This window comes from Cupriavidus sp. DL-D2 (assembly GCF_039710735.1).
Lineage (GTDB): Bacteria > Pseudomonadota > Gammaproteobacteria > Burkholderiales > Burkholderiaceae > Cupriavidus.
Window position 1 is genome coordinate 23,193 of sequence record NZ_JBDKXK010000028.1, and the last position, 16,262, is coordinate 39,454.

At 63.9% G+C, this 16,262-nt stretch carries 16 protein-coding genes; 3 read left to right on the plus strand and 13 right to left on the minus strand.

Features of this window, described 5'->3' with window-relative positions; genetic code table 11:
* Positions 1-130 precede the first annotated feature (130 nt).
* The gene (locus ABDB81_RS16250) at positions 131-400 is read left to right on the plus strand and encodes an acyl-CoA-binding protein (RefSeq protein ID WP_137924013.1); all 270 of its coding nucleotides are present in this window, start codon (positions 131-133) and stop codon (positions 398-400) included.
* Here the strand turns inward: ABDB81_RS16250 and ABDB81_RS16255 are convergent.
* The 4 genes from ABDB81_RS16255 to ABDB81_RS16270 all read right to left on the minus strand — a co-directional run bounded on the left by ABDB81_RS16255 (position 397) and on the right by ABDB81_RS16270 (position 4,965).
* The gene (locus tag ABDB81_RS16255; protein ID WP_346812110.1) at positions 397-1,875 is read right to left on the minus strand and encodes a DHA2 family efflux MFS transporter permease subunit; all 1,479 of its coding nucleotides are present in this window, start codon (positions 1,873-1,875) and stop codon (positions 397-399) included. The genes ABDB81_RS16250 and ABDB81_RS16255 overlap by 4 nt on opposite strands.
* Before the next feature lie 65 nt (positions 1,876-1,940).
* Positions 1,941-2,411 carry an SRPBCC family protein gene (locus ABDB81_RS16260; protein WP_137924035.1) on the minus strand — a complete coding sequence of 157 codons (471 nt, stop codon included), beginning with the start codon at positions 2,409-2,411 and terminating at the stop codon, positions 1,941-1,943.
* A gap of 225 nt (positions 2,412-2,636) precedes the next feature.
* Positions 2,637-4,220 (minus strand): malate synthase A, encoded by a 1,584-nt coding sequence (gene aceB / locus ABDB81_RS16265; RefSeq protein ID WP_137924011.1) that lies wholly within the window; start codon positions 4,218-4,220, stop codon positions 2,637-2,639.
* A 43-nt stretch (positions 4,221-4,263) separates the two neighbouring features.
* Entirely contained in the window at positions 4,264-4,965 is a 702-nt protein-coding gene (locus tag ABDB81_RS16270) for a haloacid dehalogenase type II (RefSeq protein WP_137924010.1), read from the minus strand.
* A 156-nt stretch (positions 4,966-5,121) separates the two neighbouring features.
* Here ABDB81_RS16270 and ABDB81_RS16275 point away from each other — a divergent pair, with 156 nt between their 5' ends.
* The gene (locus ABDB81_RS16275) at positions 5,122-6,078 is read left to right on the plus strand and encodes a substrate binding domain-containing protein (RefSeq protein WP_137924009.1); all 957 of its coding nucleotides are present in this window, start codon (positions 5,122-5,124) and stop codon (positions 6,076-6,078) included.
* A 137-nt stretch (positions 6,079-6,215) separates the two neighbouring features.
* Positions 6,216-6,650, plus strand: coding sequence for a universal stress protein (locus ABDB81_RS16280; RefSeq protein ID WP_137924008.1), 435 nt, complete (start codon positions 6,216-6,218; stop codon positions 6,648-6,650).
* A 256-nt stretch (positions 6,651-6,906) separates the two neighbouring features.
* On the opposite strand, the gene aceA is transcribed toward ABDB81_RS16280, so the two are convergent.
* The 9 genes from aceA to cysT form a co-directional block, all read right to left on the minus strand.
* Positions 6,907-8,208 (minus strand): isocitrate lyase, encoded by a 1,302-nt coding sequence (gene aceA / locus ABDB81_RS16285; protein WP_137924007.1) that lies wholly within the window; start codon positions 8,206-8,208, stop codon positions 6,907-6,909.
* Positions 8,209-8,460: 252 nt separating this feature from the next.
* On the minus strand, positions 8,461-9,402 hold the full coding sequence (locus ABDB81_RS16290) for an alpha/beta fold hydrolase (protein WP_137924006.1): 942 nt from the start codon (positions 9,400-9,402) through the stop codon (positions 8,461-8,463).
* 78 nt (positions 9,403-9,480) lie between these two features.
* Positions 9,481-9,903 carry a gamma-glutamylcyclotransferase family protein gene (locus tag ABDB81_RS16295; protein WP_346812113.1) on the minus strand — a complete coding sequence of 141 codons (423 nt, stop codon included), beginning with the start codon at positions 9,901-9,903 and terminating at the stop codon, positions 9,481-9,483.
* Between the two features lie 136 nt (positions 9,904-10,039).
* Entirely contained in the window at positions 10,040-10,861 is an 822-nt protein-coding gene (locus tag ABDB81_RS16300; RefSeq protein ID WP_137924004.1) for a LytTR family DNA-binding domain-containing protein, read from the minus strand.
* A 32-nt stretch (positions 10,862-10,893) separates the two neighbouring features.
* Complete coding sequence (locus tag ABDB81_RS16305) at positions 10,894-12,051, minus strand: sensor histidine kinase (RefSeq protein WP_137924003.1); 1,158 nt, start codon at positions 12,049-12,051, stop codon at positions 10,894-10,896.
* A gap of 268 nt (positions 12,052-12,319) precedes the next feature.
* Positions 12,320-13,267: a CysB family HTH-type transcriptional regulator gene (locus ABDB81_RS16310; RefSeq protein ID WP_137924002.1), complete on the minus strand. Its 948-nt coding sequence runs from the start codon at positions 13,265-13,267 to the stop codon at positions 12,320-12,322.
* On the minus strand, positions 13,264-14,367 hold the full coding sequence (locus ABDB81_RS16315) for a sulfate ABC transporter ATP-binding protein (RefSeq protein ID WP_137924001.1): 1,104 nt from the start codon (positions 14,365-14,367) through the stop codon (positions 13,264-13,266). Before ABDB81_RS16315 ends, ABDB81_RS16310 begins: the two co-directional genes overlap by 4 nt.
* Entirely contained in the window at positions 14,364-15,239 is an 876-nt protein-coding gene (gene cysW / locus ABDB81_RS16320) for a sulfate ABC transporter permease subunit CysW (RefSeq protein WP_137924000.1), read from the minus strand. Before cysW ends, ABDB81_RS16315 begins: the two co-directional genes overlap by 4 nt.
* 1 nt (position 15,240) lies before the next feature.
* On the minus strand, positions 15,241-16,179 hold the full coding sequence (gene cysT / locus ABDB81_RS16325) for a sulfate ABC transporter permease subunit CysT (protein ID WP_137923999.1): 939 nt from the start codon (positions 16,177-16,179) through the stop codon (positions 15,241-15,243).
* Positions 16,180-16,262: the final 83 nt, after the last annotated feature.

A 16,262-nucleotide genomic window follows, 5' to 3' on the forward strand; every position in this document is an offset into this window, starting at 1 on the left:
TTGCCACCGCGCCGATCCGCACATCGCCGCCTCCAGAACCGAAGCCTCCCTCTTATTTTCTTGTCTGAAACGGGCGCGGCTTGGCGATATCATCGGCCACTGCTATCGACACCCCTAACTGGAGACCCCCATGAGCGACCTGCAAGCCCGTTTCGACCAGGCCCAACTCGACGTCAAGACGCTGTCCGAGCGTCCCAACAACATGACGCTGCTGCGCCTGTACGCGCTGTACAAGCAAGGTGCCGAGGGCGATGCGCACGGCGACAAGCCGGGCATGACCGATTTCGTTGGCCGCTACAAATTCGAGGCGTGGGAAGCCCTGAAGGGCACCAGCCAGGATGACGCCAGGCAGAAGTACGTCGAACTAGTTGGAGACCTGCTGGCTGGCAAGGAAAGTTAAGCCGTCGACCCGCCCTCACCCAGCGCGGGTTTTGGCCTGATCCGCCACGCCGCGAGAATCGCCGTGGCAATGACGAGTCCCACCGCCAGGAAGGTCTCGTCGAAGGCATGAATACGGGCCGCTTCGGCGGCCGCACCGCCGCCGGCCGTCAGATCTGCGCCGTGGTGGCCCAGGCGCCATTGCAGCCCTACCCCGGCCAGGCTCACGCCGATGGCACCGCCCAGTTGCCGCACGAAGTTGATGCAGCTCGATCCCTGCGCAATCAGCGAGAAATCCACGCCGCGCATCGACCCGAGTGTCAGCGAAGGCAGGATGCACCCCAGCCCGATTCGCCCAATCACCGCATACAGCACCAGCAGCACGTAAGGCGTGGCCAGCGATCCGGTCGCCATCAGCAGGAACGAACCCGCGAGCAGCGCCAGTCCGAACGAGACCTGCCGATGCGGCAGGATGCGGTTGGTCAGCCGGCCCGCAATGGCAATGGTCACGGCCAGCGCAATGCCCGCGGGCATCAGCACCAGACCAGCCGCAGAAGGCGTATAGGCCAGCGCGGTCTGCATGTAGACCGGCAGCAGGTACGTCGAGCCGAACAGCCCCGCCCCGTAGATAAACGCCACCACGGCGCCGGCCGAGAACTGGCGATAGCTGTAGAGCCGCATGTTCATCAGCGGATCCGGTGCGCGCAGTTGCCACGCCACGAAGCCGATCAACATCACCACGCCGAAGCCGGCCAGCATCAGGCCCGCCGTCAGGTCATTGCGCAGTTCCACCACGCCGTTGAGCAGGCTGACCGTCGCCACGCCGACCAGCGCCAGCCCTCGCCAGTCCAGCGGCTTGCGCTCGCCCATCATCGACGAGTCCACGGCCATGTAACGCCGCGCCATCCAGAGGCCGGCCAGTGTCAGCGGCACCACCACGAAGAAGATCGAGCGCCAGCCGAACAGTTCTACGAGGAAGCCGCCCAGGCTAGGCCCGATGGCCGGCGCCAGCACCACGCCGAAGCCGAATAGCGACAGCGCCTTGCCTTGCTCGCGTTCCTCGAAGAAGCGCAGGATGAAAATATTGGGCAGCGGCTGAAGAATGCCGGCTGCGATGCCCTCGGCCACGCGCATCGCCAGCATGACACCGAAGGTCGGAGAGAATCCGCCGATCAGGCCCCCGGCGCCGAGCAGGATCAGCGTGCCGATGAACGTGCGGCGCAGGCCGTAGCGATTCAGCAGCCACGGCGTCAGCAGCATCGACAGCGTCATGGCAATCATGAAGCTGGCGGCCACCCACTGGGCGCGCTCCTGCCCCAGCGTGAAATGTCGGCTGAGGTCGGGAATGGCGACGTTGACGATGGTCGACGACACGATGGAAGACATCGTGCCGAGCATCAACGTCATCAGGATCAGCCAACGCAGGCGCGGACCATAGCGGGCGCGCAGCTCGGCGCGCGTGGGTCCGCCGCGTGGCGGCTCGGGTTCACCACCCATGCCGCCGCTCCCTCCTCCGTTTGCATCCCCGCTGCCGGTACGTGCCGGCGCAGTGGATGGGCCGCTCACCCGAGTTGCCCCGTGGCGGCAATCTCGCGAATCTTGCGAACGGTGTCGAGGTCGGCCTCGTGATAGGCAGACTTCACGATCTCGGCGTAGCGGTCGTCGCCCATGGCATCCACATTGGGCATGGTCGTTTCGTAGATGAAGCGCACCAGCAACGCGACGGGCGTCGGGGTTTCGATGATCATCGAGAGCGAACCGCCTGCGTGTTCGGCGGTGGGCTTGGTTTCGTAACGCACCATGCGGCGCGGCTCGAATACCACGCGGTCGCGAATATTGGCCTGGCCGAAATGCAGCACGCGCTCGATCCAGCCTTCGCCCCGCTCCGTGACTTCCGCGCGGTCCAGGCCCAGCACGAACAGCTCGGGCGATTCGGCCCGCAGCACAAGCCCCTGCCAGAGTTGATCCGCCGAGAGCGGCTCCAGGCCAGGGTTGTTGGGGTCATTGATCTCAACCAGATGCTCGAAACGCAACTTCACTCTCCCAAATCGTAGTTCTCCGTATTATGCGGGTTTCGAGCGGGGGATGTGGTGGCGGTTGGGCTGTCTGGCTCCCCTCTCCCATGAAATGGGAGAGGGGTTGGGGGAGAGGGCTGGAGGGTCTGCTTGCCGACCACATCGCAAGTTGTACCGCTTGCCCTCACCCCCTGCCCCTCTCCCGCAAGCGGGAGAGGGGAGCAAACCGACAAAGATTGTCGATCAGACCTCTTCGTACAGCGGCAGCGTCAGGAACTCTGCAAAATCTTCCGACGTCGACATCTGTTCGAAGATCTGGGCGGCGCGGTCGTAGGTGGGGCCGGTGCCGGCCACTTCCTTGACCTTTGCCAGTTCTTCCGGAATCAGCGCGCGCACCAGTTCGGCGGTGACCTTGCGGCCATCTTCGAGCTTGCCCTTCGGCGAGCGGATCCACTGCCACACCTGCGAGCGCGAGATCTCTGCGGTAGCGGCGTCTTCCATCAGGTTGTGGATCGGCACGCAGCCGTTACCGGCCAGCCAGGCGCCCAGGTAATGGATGCCCACGTTGATGTTCATGCGCAGGCCGTGCTCGGTGATCGGCGTTTCGGGCTGGAAGTTCAGCAGGTCTGCCGCCTTCACTTCCACGTCCATGCGTTGCTTGCCGAACTGGTTGGGCTTGTCACCCAGCACGTCCACGAACTCCTTCATGGCCGGTGCCACCAGGCCCGGGTGAGCCACCCAGCCGCCGTCGTAGCCGTCCGTGGCATCGCGACGCTTGTCGCTGATGATGCCTTCCATGGCGATGGCGTTCTTCTCCGGATCGTTCTTGATCGGGATCAGCGCGCTCATGCCGCCGATGGCCGGTGCGCCGCGCTTGTGGCAGGTCTTCAGCAGCAGCAGTGCGTACGAGCGCATGAACGGCGCGGTCATCGTCACCTTGGCGCGGTCGGCCAGGCAGAAGTTCTTGTCCACCTTGAACTTCTTGATGCACGAGAAGATGTAGTCCCAACGGCCAGCGTTCAGGCCAGCGCTGTGGTCGCGCAGTTCGTACAGGATTTCTTCCATTTCGAACGCGGCCAGGATCGTTTCGATCAGCACCGTGGCCTTGACCGTACCTTGCGGCAGACCCACTTCCTTCTGCGCCATCACGAAGATGTCGTTCCAGAGGCGGGCTTCCAGATGGCTTTCCATCTTCGGCAGGTAGAAGAACGGGCCATCGCCGCGTGCGAGCTGCTCCTTCGCGTTGTGGAACAGGAACAGCGCGAAGTCGAAGATGCCGCCCGAGATGCGCTTGCCGTCGATGGTGACGTGCTTCTCTTCCAGGTGCCAGCCGCGCGGACGCACTTGCAGCGTGGCGATCTTGTCGTTCAGCTTGTAGTGCTTGCCGTTGCTGTCCAGCGTCAGCGTGCGGCGCACGGCAGCCTTCAGGTTGACCTGACCCTGCATCTGGTTGTGCCAGTTCGGGGTGTTCGAATCCTCAAAGTCGGTCATGTAGCTGTCAGCGCCCGAGTTGAAGGCGTTGATCACCATCTTGGCTTCGACCGGACCCGTGATTTCCACGCGGCGGCATTCCAGTGCCGGCGGCACCGGGGCCACTTGCCAGTCGCCTTCACGGATGTTCTTCGTTTCCGGCAGGAAGTCGGGGATTTCGCCGGCATCGAGGCGCTTGGCGCGCTCGACGCGCGCAGCCAGCAGTTCCTGGCGGCGCGGTTCGAAGGCGCGGTGCAGCTTGTCCACCAGGGCCAGGGCTTCCGGCGTGAGGATGTCTTCGTAGGCCGGCAGGATCTCGCCGGTAATCTTCATGCCCGCGGGCAGCGTGATAGCCATCAGTCTTCTCCTGTATGCGATGGTGATCGAGGGTTGGCCTGGCTCAGACCGTCACGCCAGCGGCAGTGACAAAGTCGAGCAGGTCGTTCATGTCGTGCCCGGTGCCGGTGGGCGCCACGTCGAGGCGCTCCGCCGGGTGTCCGGCACGGTTAATCCAGAAAGTGGTGTAGCCAAACCAGGTGGCGCCGCATGCGTCCCAGCAGTTCGACGACACAAACAAAATCTCGCTGGCCGGCAGGTTGAATGCCTGCGGACCGAGCGCATACGCTGCCGGCGCGGTCTTGTACTGGCGCACCGCATCCACCGACAGCACGTGGTCGAACAAGCCGTGCATACCTGCGCTCTTGACCGCGATGTCGAGCATCTGCGGATTGCCGTTGGACAGGATGCCCAGCGGCAGCTCCGCACGGCGCAGGCGCTTGAGCACGCTCAGATTCTCGGGGAATGCCGAGAGGCATGCGTACTCCTTGAGCATCTGCGCTTCGGTGGCTTCGTCCAGCTTCAAACCCAGCCGATCCGCCGCATAGCGCAACGCATCGATCGTGATATCCCAGAACGGCTTGTAGCGCGCCCCGTCCGGCGCGGCCAGCGAACGCAGGCGCGTGTAGTCGATCTGCCGCTCGCGCCAGAGCAGCGCCAGGGCCTCGCCCTTGCCCGGGAACAGTTGCTCCGCGCGCGCCGTGACGGAATACACGTCGAACAGCGTGCCGTAGGCATCGAAAACGACTGCGCGAATCTTGTTCATCGAAGGACTGAGTCAGCCTGTACACGTTTGAATGCAGTGCATTGTAGAGAGACGCTGCAGTGCGGCAAAGTCGGACCGGGTCACTTGATCTTTTACTTTTCCGCTACTAATCTTGGCCATCCTCATCAAGACTCGTATATCAGCGAGCTAACAATCGTGGATCATTTCAAGCAGCTCGAGACTTTTGTATCGGTAGCGTCACGTGGCAGCCTCTCTGCCGCCGCTGCCGCCGAAGGCGTGGCACCAGCGATCATCGGCCGCCGCATCGACGCGCTCGAAGAGCGTCTCGGCGTCAAGCTTCTGGTCCGCACCACCCGCAAGATCACGCTCACCTTCGAAGGCTCGGCCTTCCTCGAAGACTGCCAACGTATCCTGAACGACCTGCACAATGCCGAGGCCAGCGTCTCGGCCGGTGGCGTCAAGGCCAGCGGCCACCTGCGCGTGACGGCTCCGGCGGGCTTCGGCCGCAAGCACGTGGCGCCGCTGGTGCCGCTGTTCATCGAATCCCACCCGGACGTCACCCTGACGCTCGATCTTTCCGACCGCGTGGTCGACCTCGTCAACGAAGGGTTCGACTGCGCCATCCGCCTCGGCGACCTGCCCGATTCCAGCCTCGTCTCCATCCGGCTGGCCGAGAACCGCCGCGTCGTGGTGGCCTCGCCCGAATATCTGGCCCGCGCTGGCACGCCGCAACTGCCCGAAGACCTGTCGCGCCACAACTGCCTGGCCTTCGGCGCCAGCGCCAACGTGCAGCGCGGCTGGGTCTTCCAGCAGGATGGCCGCGCCGTCACCGTCAAGGTGGGCGGAACCATGGAATGCACTGACGGCGCCGTGCTTCACGCCTGGTGCCTGCAGGGCCACGGTCTGGCGTGGCGCTCCTGGTGGGAAGTTGGCCAGGAAATCGTCAGCGGCCACCTCGTGACCGTGCTCGACGAATTCCAGGCGCCACCCATCGGCATCCACGCCGTCTTCCCGCAGCGCAAGCACCTGCCGCTGCGCGTGCGTCTGTTCATCGACCATCTCAAGAACACCTACGGCAACCCCGCCTACTGGCGCCGCGCGGAACAGGCGCCGACCAGTGCCGCCGCCGAAGTGCACGCGGTGGTTGCCTGAACCACGTTTTAAATGCGTGCGCAATCGCATTTTCTTGATAAATGGCAATGACGCAGACTGCACACTGACTACAATCGAATCACACAGGCACGCACTGATCGCCTGCTTCCCCGTCCACTCGCGCAAGGAGGTCCGGTATGTTCAAGCACATCCTGTTACCCACCGACGGTTCGGAACTGTCGAAAAAAGCCATCGACGGTGGCCTGGAACTGGCCAAGGCCATTGGCGCACGCGTTACCGCCTACGTCTGCCTGGAGGAGTATCCGTATACGCCCTTCAGCGAGATCGTGGTGGAGGCCCCGCAAGCGTTCAAGGAACGCATCGAGAACCAGGCACGGCTCTACCTGAAGGAAATCGAAAGCGCCGCCGTGGCCGATGGCCTGCCCTTCGACGCCGACATGAGCACCTTCGCAGTGCCCTACCTCGGCATCATCGACGCGGCGGAGCGTCATGGCTGCGACGTGATCTTCATGGCGTCGCACGGCCGGCGCGGGCTATCGGGCCTGCTGCTCGGCAGCGAGACCCAGAAAGTCCTGACGCATACGGATATTCCGGTGATTGTTTATCGGTAACTGCAAGCTTCACGAGACATCAGAAAAACGAAGCGCAGCGGTGCTGGCTAGGCGCCGCTGCCGCAGACAGTACAAACGGTACGGCGCGGCAGCGGCAACGACGCCAGCATCGTTTTTATGATGTCTCGTAAAAAACCCGCGTCGGGGTTGCCGACGCGGGGCCAAACCAAGCGGCACGATGGTCGCGCGCCGCTTCCCGAATTACCCTTCTCTCTCCTGCTTTCCCCTTCCTCTCCCTGCCTTCCTGCCAAATTCGTCAGGCCACCTTCTTGTCTTCGAAGAACTGCTCGTCCTCGGTCGATCCCTTCAATGCGGTGGTCGATGACTGGCCGCCTTCGATGGTCTGCGTCACGGCGTCGAAGTAACCGGTGCCCACTTCGCGCTGGTGCTTGACGGCGGTGAAGCCCTTCTCGGCGGCGGCGAATTCCGACTCCTGCAACTCCACGAACGCCGACATCTGGTGGCGGGCGTAGCCGTACGCCAGATTGAACATCGAGTAGTTCAGCGAGTGGAAGCCAGCCAGCGTGATGAACTGGAACTTGTAGCCCATCGCACCCAGTTCGCGCTGGAACTTGGCGATGGTGGCATCGTCGAGGTTCTTCTTCCAGTTGAACGACGGCGAGCAGTTGTAGGCCAGCATCTTGCCCGGGAATTTCGCATGCACCGCATCGGCAAATTTCTTGGCGAACTCCAGGTCTGGCTTGCCGGTTTCGCACCAGACGAGGTCCGCCACTTCGGCGTAGGCCAGCGCGCGGGCGATCGACTGATCGATACCCGGCCTGGTGCGGTAGAACCCTTCCACGGTGCGCTCGCCGGTCAGGAACGGCTGGTCGCGCTCGTCCACGTCCGAGGTCAGCAGATCGGCCGCCTCGGCATCGGTACGGGCAATGACGAGGGTCGGCACGCCCGAGACATCGGCAGCCAGTCGCGCGGCGGTCAGCTTGGCCACGGCTTCGCGGGTGGGCACCAGCACCTTGCCGCCCATGTGGCCGCACTTCTTCACGGACGCCAGTTGATCTTCGAAGTGGACGCCTGCCGCGCCGGCTTCGATCATCGACTTCATCAGTTCGAACGCGTTGAGCACCCCGCCGAAACCGGCTTCGGCATCGGCCACGATCGGCGCAAAGAAATCGGTGTCGCCCTTGCCTTCGCTCCACTGAATTTGATCGGCGCGCTGGAACGTGTTGTTGATGCGCTTGACGACCATCGGCACCGAGTTGGCCGGATACAGCGACTGGTCGGGATACATCTCGCCAGCGAGATTGGCGTCGCCAGCCACTTGCCAGCCCGACAGGTAGATGGCCTTGAGACCCGCCTTCACCTGCTGCATGGCCTGATTACCGGTGAGCGCGCCGAGCGTATTGACGAACGGTTCGGTATTCAGCAAGTGCCAGAGTTTTTCGGCACCACGGCGGGCCAGCGTGTGCTCGATCTGGACGGAGCCGCGCAGTCGCACCACGTCCTCGGCAGTGAAATGACGTTGCACACCCTTCCAGCGCGGGTTCGTGTCCCAATCCTTCTGCAGGGCTTCGATCTGTTGTTGGCGCGACGACGTCATGTTCACTCTCCTGGGGGACGACCCTGGCGCCATCGTTTGCGGCGTCTCAGGTCATGTGTCTTATATAAGAGTGTAGGGAGAGCTTCCGCGTCGCAACAAGCCTCCCGTGTGTTTTCGCACAGGGAAATTAATTACGTCAATTCAATGACTTGCCGATGCAATTTCACGATGCGGCAAGTGTTCTTTCATGATGAGAAATGGCGCTTGTGCTACGCACCTATGTATTTTTGCGGAACAAAACATCATTCCACATCATGAAATTTTGGCAGCCTCAGAGGTCACGCGGGCGCGCTCCAGTGCGGGGGATGCCGGCGCGCCGCCGATATGGTCAACAAACTCCCCCACCATGGCCGCCATGCGCTGCGGTTGAGCCAGGGGGAGCCAGTGGTGGGCGTCGATCTGTCGGCGCCACAGTTGCGCGACCCATCGCCCAAGATCCTCGGTCAATGCGGGTCTGACGTAACGGTCCCGCGTGGGCACGATGACCTGGATCGGCGCATGCGGCCGGCGATCCCTCGGCGCGCGCAGCCGCGCGCGGAAATTGGCGCGATACAGGCGCAGGCCCTGCACCCCATCGGCGGTCTGCGTGGGGTTGGCGGCAGTGTGGAGCCCTTCGGTCATGCGTAGCCACGTGGGCCAGTGGCGGCCGAGCCAGAGCCGCCAGTGCCATTCGGGCAGCTTCGGAATATGGAAGAAGACGATGTACCAGGACGCCAGCGCCTGCCGCAGGGTGGCCGTCCATTGGCCCTTTTGGCGGCGCCCGCCCTGCCGCAGCGACTGCGCCGCGTAATCGAGACTCGGCCCCGAACACGAGGTGAACGACGCGATGCGCCCATACAGTCGCGGATCGGTCACGAACTCCCAGCCCTGGATCGATCCCCAGTCGTGCCCGACCAGATGCACCGGGCGATTGGGCGAGACGGCATCGATCACCGCGATGAAATCGTCGGCCAGCCGCTCCAGCCGATAGTCGGCGACGTTCGGCGGTGCATCCGATGCACCGGCGCCGCGCACGTCATAGGCAATCACATGAAAGCGCGCGGCCAGCTCCTGCGCCACAGCCTGCCAGACATGGCGGTTGTCCGGATAGCCGTGGACCAGCACGACCACCGGCTGCGCGGGATCGCCCCAGGCCGAAGCCTCCAGACGGAGGGTGCCGGTATCGATGCGGAAACGGATGGGGATGAAGGCCATGGTCTCGACGGAAAGGAATGTCGGGAGCCATGCTAACGCCGCTGCAACGTGTGCACCGGCGTTTGAAACACGGAAGTTTCAGGCTGCGGCTGCGGACGTGTCGCGTGCCTGTCGGTAAGCCACCCAGTCGCCGCTGTCGATACGGGCGAGACCGGTTACGGCGGACTCGGCTACGGGATACAGCAGGCAGTCGGTGGCGACGCCGTTCAGCTTCACCACGCGAGATTCGCGGATGAACAGCGTGGCCTGACCGGGATACACCTCTTCGATTTCGTCGAGTACGGGCAGCAGCGTTTCGGGGATGTCGTAGATGTCACCGAAGACCGGGCCAGCGACAGGATCAAGCACGAGACCGGGATAGGTGCCGAAGTCATGGAGACGCCCTGACACGCTGCCTGTGCCGAGCAATATCGGCGGTTGGATGCCGTGACGATCGGCGGCACGGTTCAGATCGTTGACCTCGCCGGCACGCAGGGTGCCGTAGACGAATACGCGGGGCATGAGGGCTTCCTGGGTAGATGGATGGTGGGATGGTAGTGCAAGAAGAATGCCTGTGCGGCTCTCTCCCTCGCTGGTTTTGCTCCCCTCTCCCGCACAGCGGGAGAGGGGAGAACACCGAGAGCAAAGCAAACGTGCCCTACATCTGCTTGAACAAATGCGCGTACTGCCTGGCCACCGGCAGCGATTCCGGCCGGTCTCGCAGTTTCAACGACAGCCGTCCCAGCGACTGGTTCACCGCGCTGGCCACGCAATCGATGTTCACCACGGTCCCACGATGGATCTGCCAGAAGCGGTCCGGATCAAGCTGCTGCGTGAGTTCACGCAGGCTCGTGCGGATCAGTGCTTCGCCGCTGGTGGATACCACATTGACGTACTTGTCGGTGGCGGCGAGGTAGACCACTTCGTCCACCGGAATGATGCGTACCTCCTGCCCCACCAGCGCCTTGATGAACCGCAGGTACTGGCCACGTGCCGCAGCGGGACGCTCCAGCGATTCCAGCCGATGCAGCAGTTGCGCGAGCCGGTCGGCATCGACCATCGTGCCGATGTCGGTGGTCGAAGCCTCCTCGTCTTCTTCAACCGCCTTGGCGGCCAGCCTTGCCTTGAGCCGATCCACCGTGGCTTCCAGCCGCTCGTGCTGCACCGGCTTGAGTACGTAGTCCACCGCAGCACGTTCAAATGCTTCGAGCGCAAACTGGTCGTACGCGGTGACAAAGACCACCAGCGGCGGGCGGTCGAACTCGATCAATTCGCGGGCCACGTCCATGCCGCTCATGCCCGGCATGCGGATATCGAGGAAGGCTACATCGGGTTGGTGCTCGCGCGCGGCGTCGAGGGCGGACACGCCGTCGTGCACCACGGCGGAGATCGTGGCGTCAGGCCACAGGGCTTTCAGTTCGGCCTCGAGGACACGGGCGAGCAGCAATTCGTCGTCGGCGATCAGCAGGGTCGGGGACATGGACAAAAAGGGGGCGAAATCGAAGGGGACGATCAGGGCGTGGCCGGCGTCGCACCGGTGGGTGCGGCAGCACGACCCGCATGCGTGGCGCGCATCGGGGCAATGGTCGGCTCTGCGCTGCGTGTGAGCGGCAGCGTCAGCCGCACCACCACGCCGCGCGGCGTGTTCTCTTCCATCTGCATGGTCGCCGCGGCACCAAAGATCCGCGCCAAGCGTTCGCGCACATGAGTCAGGCCAAGGCCAGAACCACCCTTGCTGCCCTGGCTATGCGTAAAGCCCACACCAGTGTCCGAAATCACCACCTCCAGGTTGCCCTCCCCGGCTTCACGGGCGGACAGCACGATGTTGCCGCCACGCATGCAGGGCTCGATCCCATGCGTCACCGCGTTCTCCACCAGCGGCTGGATCAGCATCGGCGGAATCTCGGCATCGGCCAATGCCGGCGGCAGGTCGATACGATAGTCGAGCCGCGCACCGAAGCGCATGCCCTGGATATCGAGATAGCTGCGCAGCAGTTCGAACTCCTGCGCCAGCGTGCAATGCTCGGCACGGGTGTGTGACAGCGACATGCGCAGGAACCCGATCAGCCGTTGCAGCAACTGGCGAGCCGCGCGCGGGTCGGTGGCGATCAAACCGTCGAGGTTGGCCAGCGAGTTGAACAGGAAGTGGGGTTCGATCTGCGCCTGCAGCGCCATCAACTGGGCGCGCACGAGCTGTTTCTCGGCTTCCTCGCGCTGCAGGGCGTCGAGCGCGGCCTGCCGTTCGAGGTAGGCCAGTTTCTCGCGCGACCAGTAGAAATAGATCATGCTCGCCGATGCCAGCATGCCGACGATCAGGCACATGCGCAGCATGTCGCCCGTGGCGGCGGCGTCTTTCACCGGCAGGTTCAGCACCACGCGCGTGGCCCAGCTTCCGGCCACCACGCCCAGCGGCACGGCCACCACGGCCAGGCACATGAACGGCCAGCGGCGCGGCCGGTCGTTCCACCAGATCAGCACGCGCGGAATATCGATGAGTACCCAGATGGCCAGCCCGATCAACTGGCTATAGACAAAGTTCTGCACCAGCGAGCCGCCGGTCTGGAACCCGTAATTCAGGCTGACCGCGATCACCGTGTTCATGCAGAGCACGAACAGCAGGTCTCGCGCCAGGATATTGAGCCGTGACGGCACCGCGCACGACATGCGCATGGGGTCTCTCCCTCCCTTGGTTCCAGCCAGCCGCGTGTCATTCTGTGATGCACTGCAGCACAGGCGGCCCCGTGCATCGGGCTAAACCAGAGGGCCGCGTCGAGTGGACTGTACGCCGGAGCGTGACGCGAGGAAAGAGTCGTGCGACGAAGGGGCGGCAACGGGCGCCAGAGGGCCCGGCCCGCGACCGAAGGGTCTGCTTATGACCCCCGGCAGACTCGTCAGACAAACGGTCGTTTCAACGCCGCTTGCCTGACTGCCGGACAGATCACGCCTCCACGACCGCCCGGTTCGATGCCTCGGCCAGCGCCGTGGACACCGTGTCGCGCGACAGATGCGGCGCAAACATGTTGATGAACGCATGCGCGTAGCCGCGCAGATAGGCGCCACGCCGCACCGCAACACTGGTGGTGTTGGGCGAGAACAGATGGCCGGCTTCGATCTTGACCAGACCGGCGTCCTTGCGTTGGTCATAGGCCATCGACGCGATGATGCCCACGCCCAGGTCCAGCTCGGCGTAAGTCTTGATCACATCGGCATCCATGGCGGTCAGTACGATCTCGGGCTGCAGTCCGGCTTCGGCAAAGGCGCCATCGATCTTGCGGCGGCCCGTGAAGCCGGCATCGTACGTGATGATCGGGAAATTGCTGAGGTCTTCGAGCGTGGGTTCGGGCAGGCGCGTCAGCGGATGCTCCGGCGACACCACGATCACGTGCTGCCAGCTATATGCCTCGAAGGAAGTCAGCCCGGCCTCGTTCGCCACGGCCTCGGTCGCGATGCCGATATCGGCCTGCCCCGTCAGCAACAATTCGACGATATGCGCGGGCGACGCCTCCTGCAACGCCAGCGTCACATGGGGATACTCGCGGCGGAAGCTCTGCACTACCTTGGGCAAGGCGTAGCGTGCCTGCGTGTGGGTGGTGGCCACGGTCAGCCGGCCGGTATGTCGGCCAGCGAACTCGTCGCCGGCCTGCCGCAGGTTCTCCGCCTCCAGCAGCAGCCGCTCGACGATGCGCACGATCTCGCGGCCGGGTTCGGTCAGGCCGGTCAGACGCTTGCCATAGCGCTCGAAGATTTCCACACCGAGTTCTTCCTCAAGCTCGCGGATCTGGCGCGACACACCCGGCTGCGACGTGTACAGCGCGTTGGCGACTTCGGTCAGGTTGAACTGGCGGCGCACCGCCTCGCGGATCGATCGCAGTTGCTGGAAGTTCATTTCGCCGTTCCTTGTTCCTGTACTGCCTGCCCACGGTTGAAGACCCGCAACTGGCGCGGACGCACCGCCAGTAGTTCCCCTTCGCGGAAGCCCTGATGGCGGAAGCGTTCGAGCGGCAGCGCCACCTCGATCACATCCTGATTGTCCTCGCGCTCCAGTTCGAGCTGGGCCACCGGGCCCAGCGTCAGCGCGCGGCGCAGCGTGACGGCGATGCCGTCAGTACCCGGCGCATAGCGTTCGAGATCCAGGTCATGCGGCCGCACATAGGCCACCGCATCGCCAGCCGTCTCGTGGCCGCTGCCGATCACGGGCAGCACGGAGTCACCGGTGTGCAGCAGGCCGCCGCTATCGCCCACTTCCAGCCGGCCATGGAACAGGTTCACGTTGCCGAGGAAGCCGAACACGAACGGCGTGGCCGGATGGTTGTACACCGCTTCGGGCGTGCCGAACTGTTCGACGCTGCCCTTGTTCATCAACACGACCTGATCCGCCACTTCCAGCGCCTCTTCCTGGTCGTGCGTGACGAACACGCTGGTCACGTGCAGTTCGTCATGCAGGCGGCGCAGCCAGCGGCGCAGTTCCTTGCGCACCTTGGCGTCGAGCGCGCCGAACGGTTCGTCGAGCAGCAGCACGCGCGGCTCCACGGCCAGCGCGCGGGCCAGTGCAATCCGCTGACGCTGGCCACCAGACAACTGCGCCGGGTAGCGGTCGCCGAGCCAGTCCAGTTGCACCAGTTGCAGCAGCGACTTCACCTTCTCCTGAATCTTCGCTTCCGACGGACGCTCGTTACGCGGTTTCACGCGCAGGCCGAACGCCACGTTCTCGAACACGGTCATGTGCTTGAACAGCGCGTAGTGCTGGAACACAAAGCCCACGTTGCGCTGACGCACGTGCTGGGTGGAGGCATCCTGCCCGGACAGCACCACCTGTCCGGAGTCGGCACGTTCCAGGCCGGCGATGATGCGCAGCAGCGTGGTCTTGCCGCAGCCGGACGGCCCCAGCAGCGCGGTCAGTTCACCTTCGGCGAAATCGAGCGAGACATCGTTGAGCGCCACGAAGTCGCCAAACTGCTTCTGTACGTTGCGGACCTGAATGCTCATGGTGCCTCCTGTTCCTTGCCGGCGCGGATTTCGACCAGCGTCTTGATACCCAGTGTGACCAATGCCAGCAGCGTCAGCAGGGACGCCACGGCGAACGCGGCCGCGAAGTTGTATTCGTTGTAGAGAATTTCCACGTGCAGCGGCATCGTGTTGGTCAGGCCGCGGATATGGCCCGAGACCACCGACACCGCGCCAAACTCGCCCATCGCCCGCGCGTTACACAGGATCACGCCGTACAGCAGGCCCCAGCGGATATTGGGCAGCGTCACGTGCCAGAAGGTCTGCCAGCCCGACGCGCCCAGCACGATGGCGGCTTCTTCTTCTTCGCTGCCCTGCGACTGCATCAGCGGAATCAGTTCGCGCGCCACGAACGGGAACGTGACGAAGATCGTGGCCAGCACGATGCCGGGCACCGCGTACAGGATCTTGATGTCGTGGGCTTCCAGCCACGGGCCGAACCAGCCCTGTGCGCCAAACATCAGCACGTAGATCAGGCCCGAGATCACCGGTGACACCGAGAACGGCAGGTCGATCAGTGTGATCAGCAGGTTCTTGCCACGGAATTCGAACTTCGCGATGGCCCAGGCCGCCGCCACGCCGAACACGATATTGAGCGGCACCGAGATGGCCGCCACGAGCAACGTAAGCTGAATGGCCGAGACCGCGTCCGGCTCCACCAGTGCGGCCAGATAGGTATCCACGCCCTTGCGCAGCGCTTCGTAGAACACCGAGGCCAGCGGGATGAACAGGAACAGGCCGAGGAACAGCACCGCAATCGTGATCAGGGTGTACTTCACCCATGGCGACTCGGCAGTGGCTTCGCGCAGGTCAGCCGGGCTGCTTGCGCCAAGACGGGAAATTGCGCCGGCCATGTCAGTTCACCTCCGGGTTGCCATCGGGCAGTGCCGACGCTCGCGCACCAGACTGGTGGCGGCGCGTCCACGCCTGAAGCAGGTTGATCAACAGCAGCAGCACGAACGAAATCACGAGCATCACCACGGCCACGGCAGTAGCGCCGGCATAGTCGTACTGTTCGAGCTTGGAATAAATCATCAGCGGCGCGATCTCGGACACCATCGGCATGTTCCCCGAGATGAAGACCACCGAGCCGTACTCGCCCGTGGCCCGTGCGAACGACAGCGCGAAGCCGGTTAGCAGCGCGGGCAGGATGGCCGGCAGGATCACGCGGTAGAACGTCTGCAGGCGCGTGGCGCCCAGACTGGCCGCTGCTTCCTCGAGTTCTCGTTCCACGTCTTCCAGCACGGGCTGCACGGTGCGCACTACGAACGGCAGGCCGATGAAGGTCAGCGCCACCACAATCCCCAGCGGGGTGAAGGCCACCTTGATGCCGAGCGGTTCCAGGTATCGGCCCAGCCAGCCATTGCCCGCGAACAGCGCGGTCAGTGCGATACCGGCCACGGCAGTCGGCAAGGCAAACGGCAGATCGACCAGCGCATCGATAAAGCGCTTGCCGAAGAAGCGGTAGCGCACCAGCACCCAGGCCACGATCAGGCCGAAGGCCGTATTGATGATGGCCGCCACCAGCGAGGCGCCGAAGCTCAGTTCCAGCGACGCCACGACGCGCGGATTCGACACCGTGGTCCAGAACTGGTCCCACGTCATCGTGAACGTCTTGAGGAACGTGGCCGACAGCGGGATCAGGACGATCAGCGTCAGGTAGAAAATCGTGAAACCCAGCGACAACCCGAAGCCGGGCAGCACCGTGAACCGCTGGGAGGCCGGAGCCAACCGCCTGGGCGCGTCTTGCACCGAGGGCGGCGGCGCATCCGACAGGGATATCGATGGAGGCATGTGTCTCGTCTATATGAAACCGGCGCATAAGGCGCCGGTGTACGAGACAAATTTTGCAGATGCGTCCTTATAAACAGAACGAA

Excerpts from the sequence above, each read along its gene's own strand:
- ABDB81_RS16250 (WP_137924013.1), top strand. The coding sequence starts at position 131 with ATGAGCGACCTGCAAGCCCGTTTCGACCAGGCCCAACTCGACGTCAAG.
- ABDB81_RS16255 (WP_346812110.1), bottom strand. The coding sequence starts at position 1,875 with ATGGGTGGTGAACCCGAGCCGCCACGCGGCGGACCCACGCGCGCCGAG.
- aceB (WP_137924011.1), bottom strand. The coding sequence starts at position 4,220 with ATGGCTATCACGCTGCCCGCGGGCATGAAGATTACCGGCGAGATCCTG.
- ABDB81_RS16270 (WP_137924010.1), bottom strand. The coding sequence starts at position 4,965 with ATGAACAAGATTCGCGCAGTCGTTTTCGATGCCTACGGCACGCTGTTC.
- ABDB81_RS16280 (WP_137924008.1), top strand. The coding sequence starts at position 6,216 with ATGTTCAAGCACATCCTGTTACCCACCGACGGTTCGGAACTGTCGAAA.
- aceA (WP_137924007.1), bottom strand. The coding sequence starts at position 8,208 with ATGACGTCGTCGCGCCAACAACAGATCGAAGCCCTGCAGAAGGATTGG.
- ABDB81_RS16290 (WP_137924006.1), bottom strand. The coding sequence starts at position 9,402 with ATGGCCTTCATCCCCATCCGTTTCCGCATCGATACCGGCACCCTCCGT.
- ABDB81_RS16295 (WP_346812113.1), bottom strand. The coding sequence starts at position 9,903 with ATGCCCCGCGTATTCGTCTACGGCACCCTGCGTGCCGGCGAGGTCAAC.
- ABDB81_RS16300 (WP_137924004.1), bottom strand. The coding sequence starts at position 10,861 with ATGTCCCCGACCCTGCTGATCGCCGACGACGAATTGCTGCTCGCCCGT.
- ABDB81_RS16305 (WP_137924003.1), bottom strand. The coding sequence starts at position 12,051 with ATGCGCATGTCGTGCGCGGTGCCGTCACGGCTCAATATCCTGGCGCGA.
- ABDB81_RS16310 (WP_137924002.1), bottom strand. The coding sequence starts at position 13,267 with ATGAACTTCCAGCAACTGCGATCGATCCGCGAGGCGGTGCGCCGCCAG.
- ABDB81_RS16315 (WP_137924001.1), bottom strand. The coding sequence starts at position 14,367 with ATGAGCATTCAGGTCCGCAACGTACAGAAGCAGTTTGGCGACTTCGTG.
- cysW (WP_137924000.1), bottom strand. The coding sequence starts at position 15,239 with ATGGCCGGCGCAATTTCCCGTCTTGGCGCAAGCAGCCCGGCTGACCTG.
- cysT (WP_137923999.1), bottom strand. The coding sequence starts at position 16,179 with ATGCCTCCATCGATATCCCTGTCGGATGCGCCGCCGCCCTCGGTGCAA.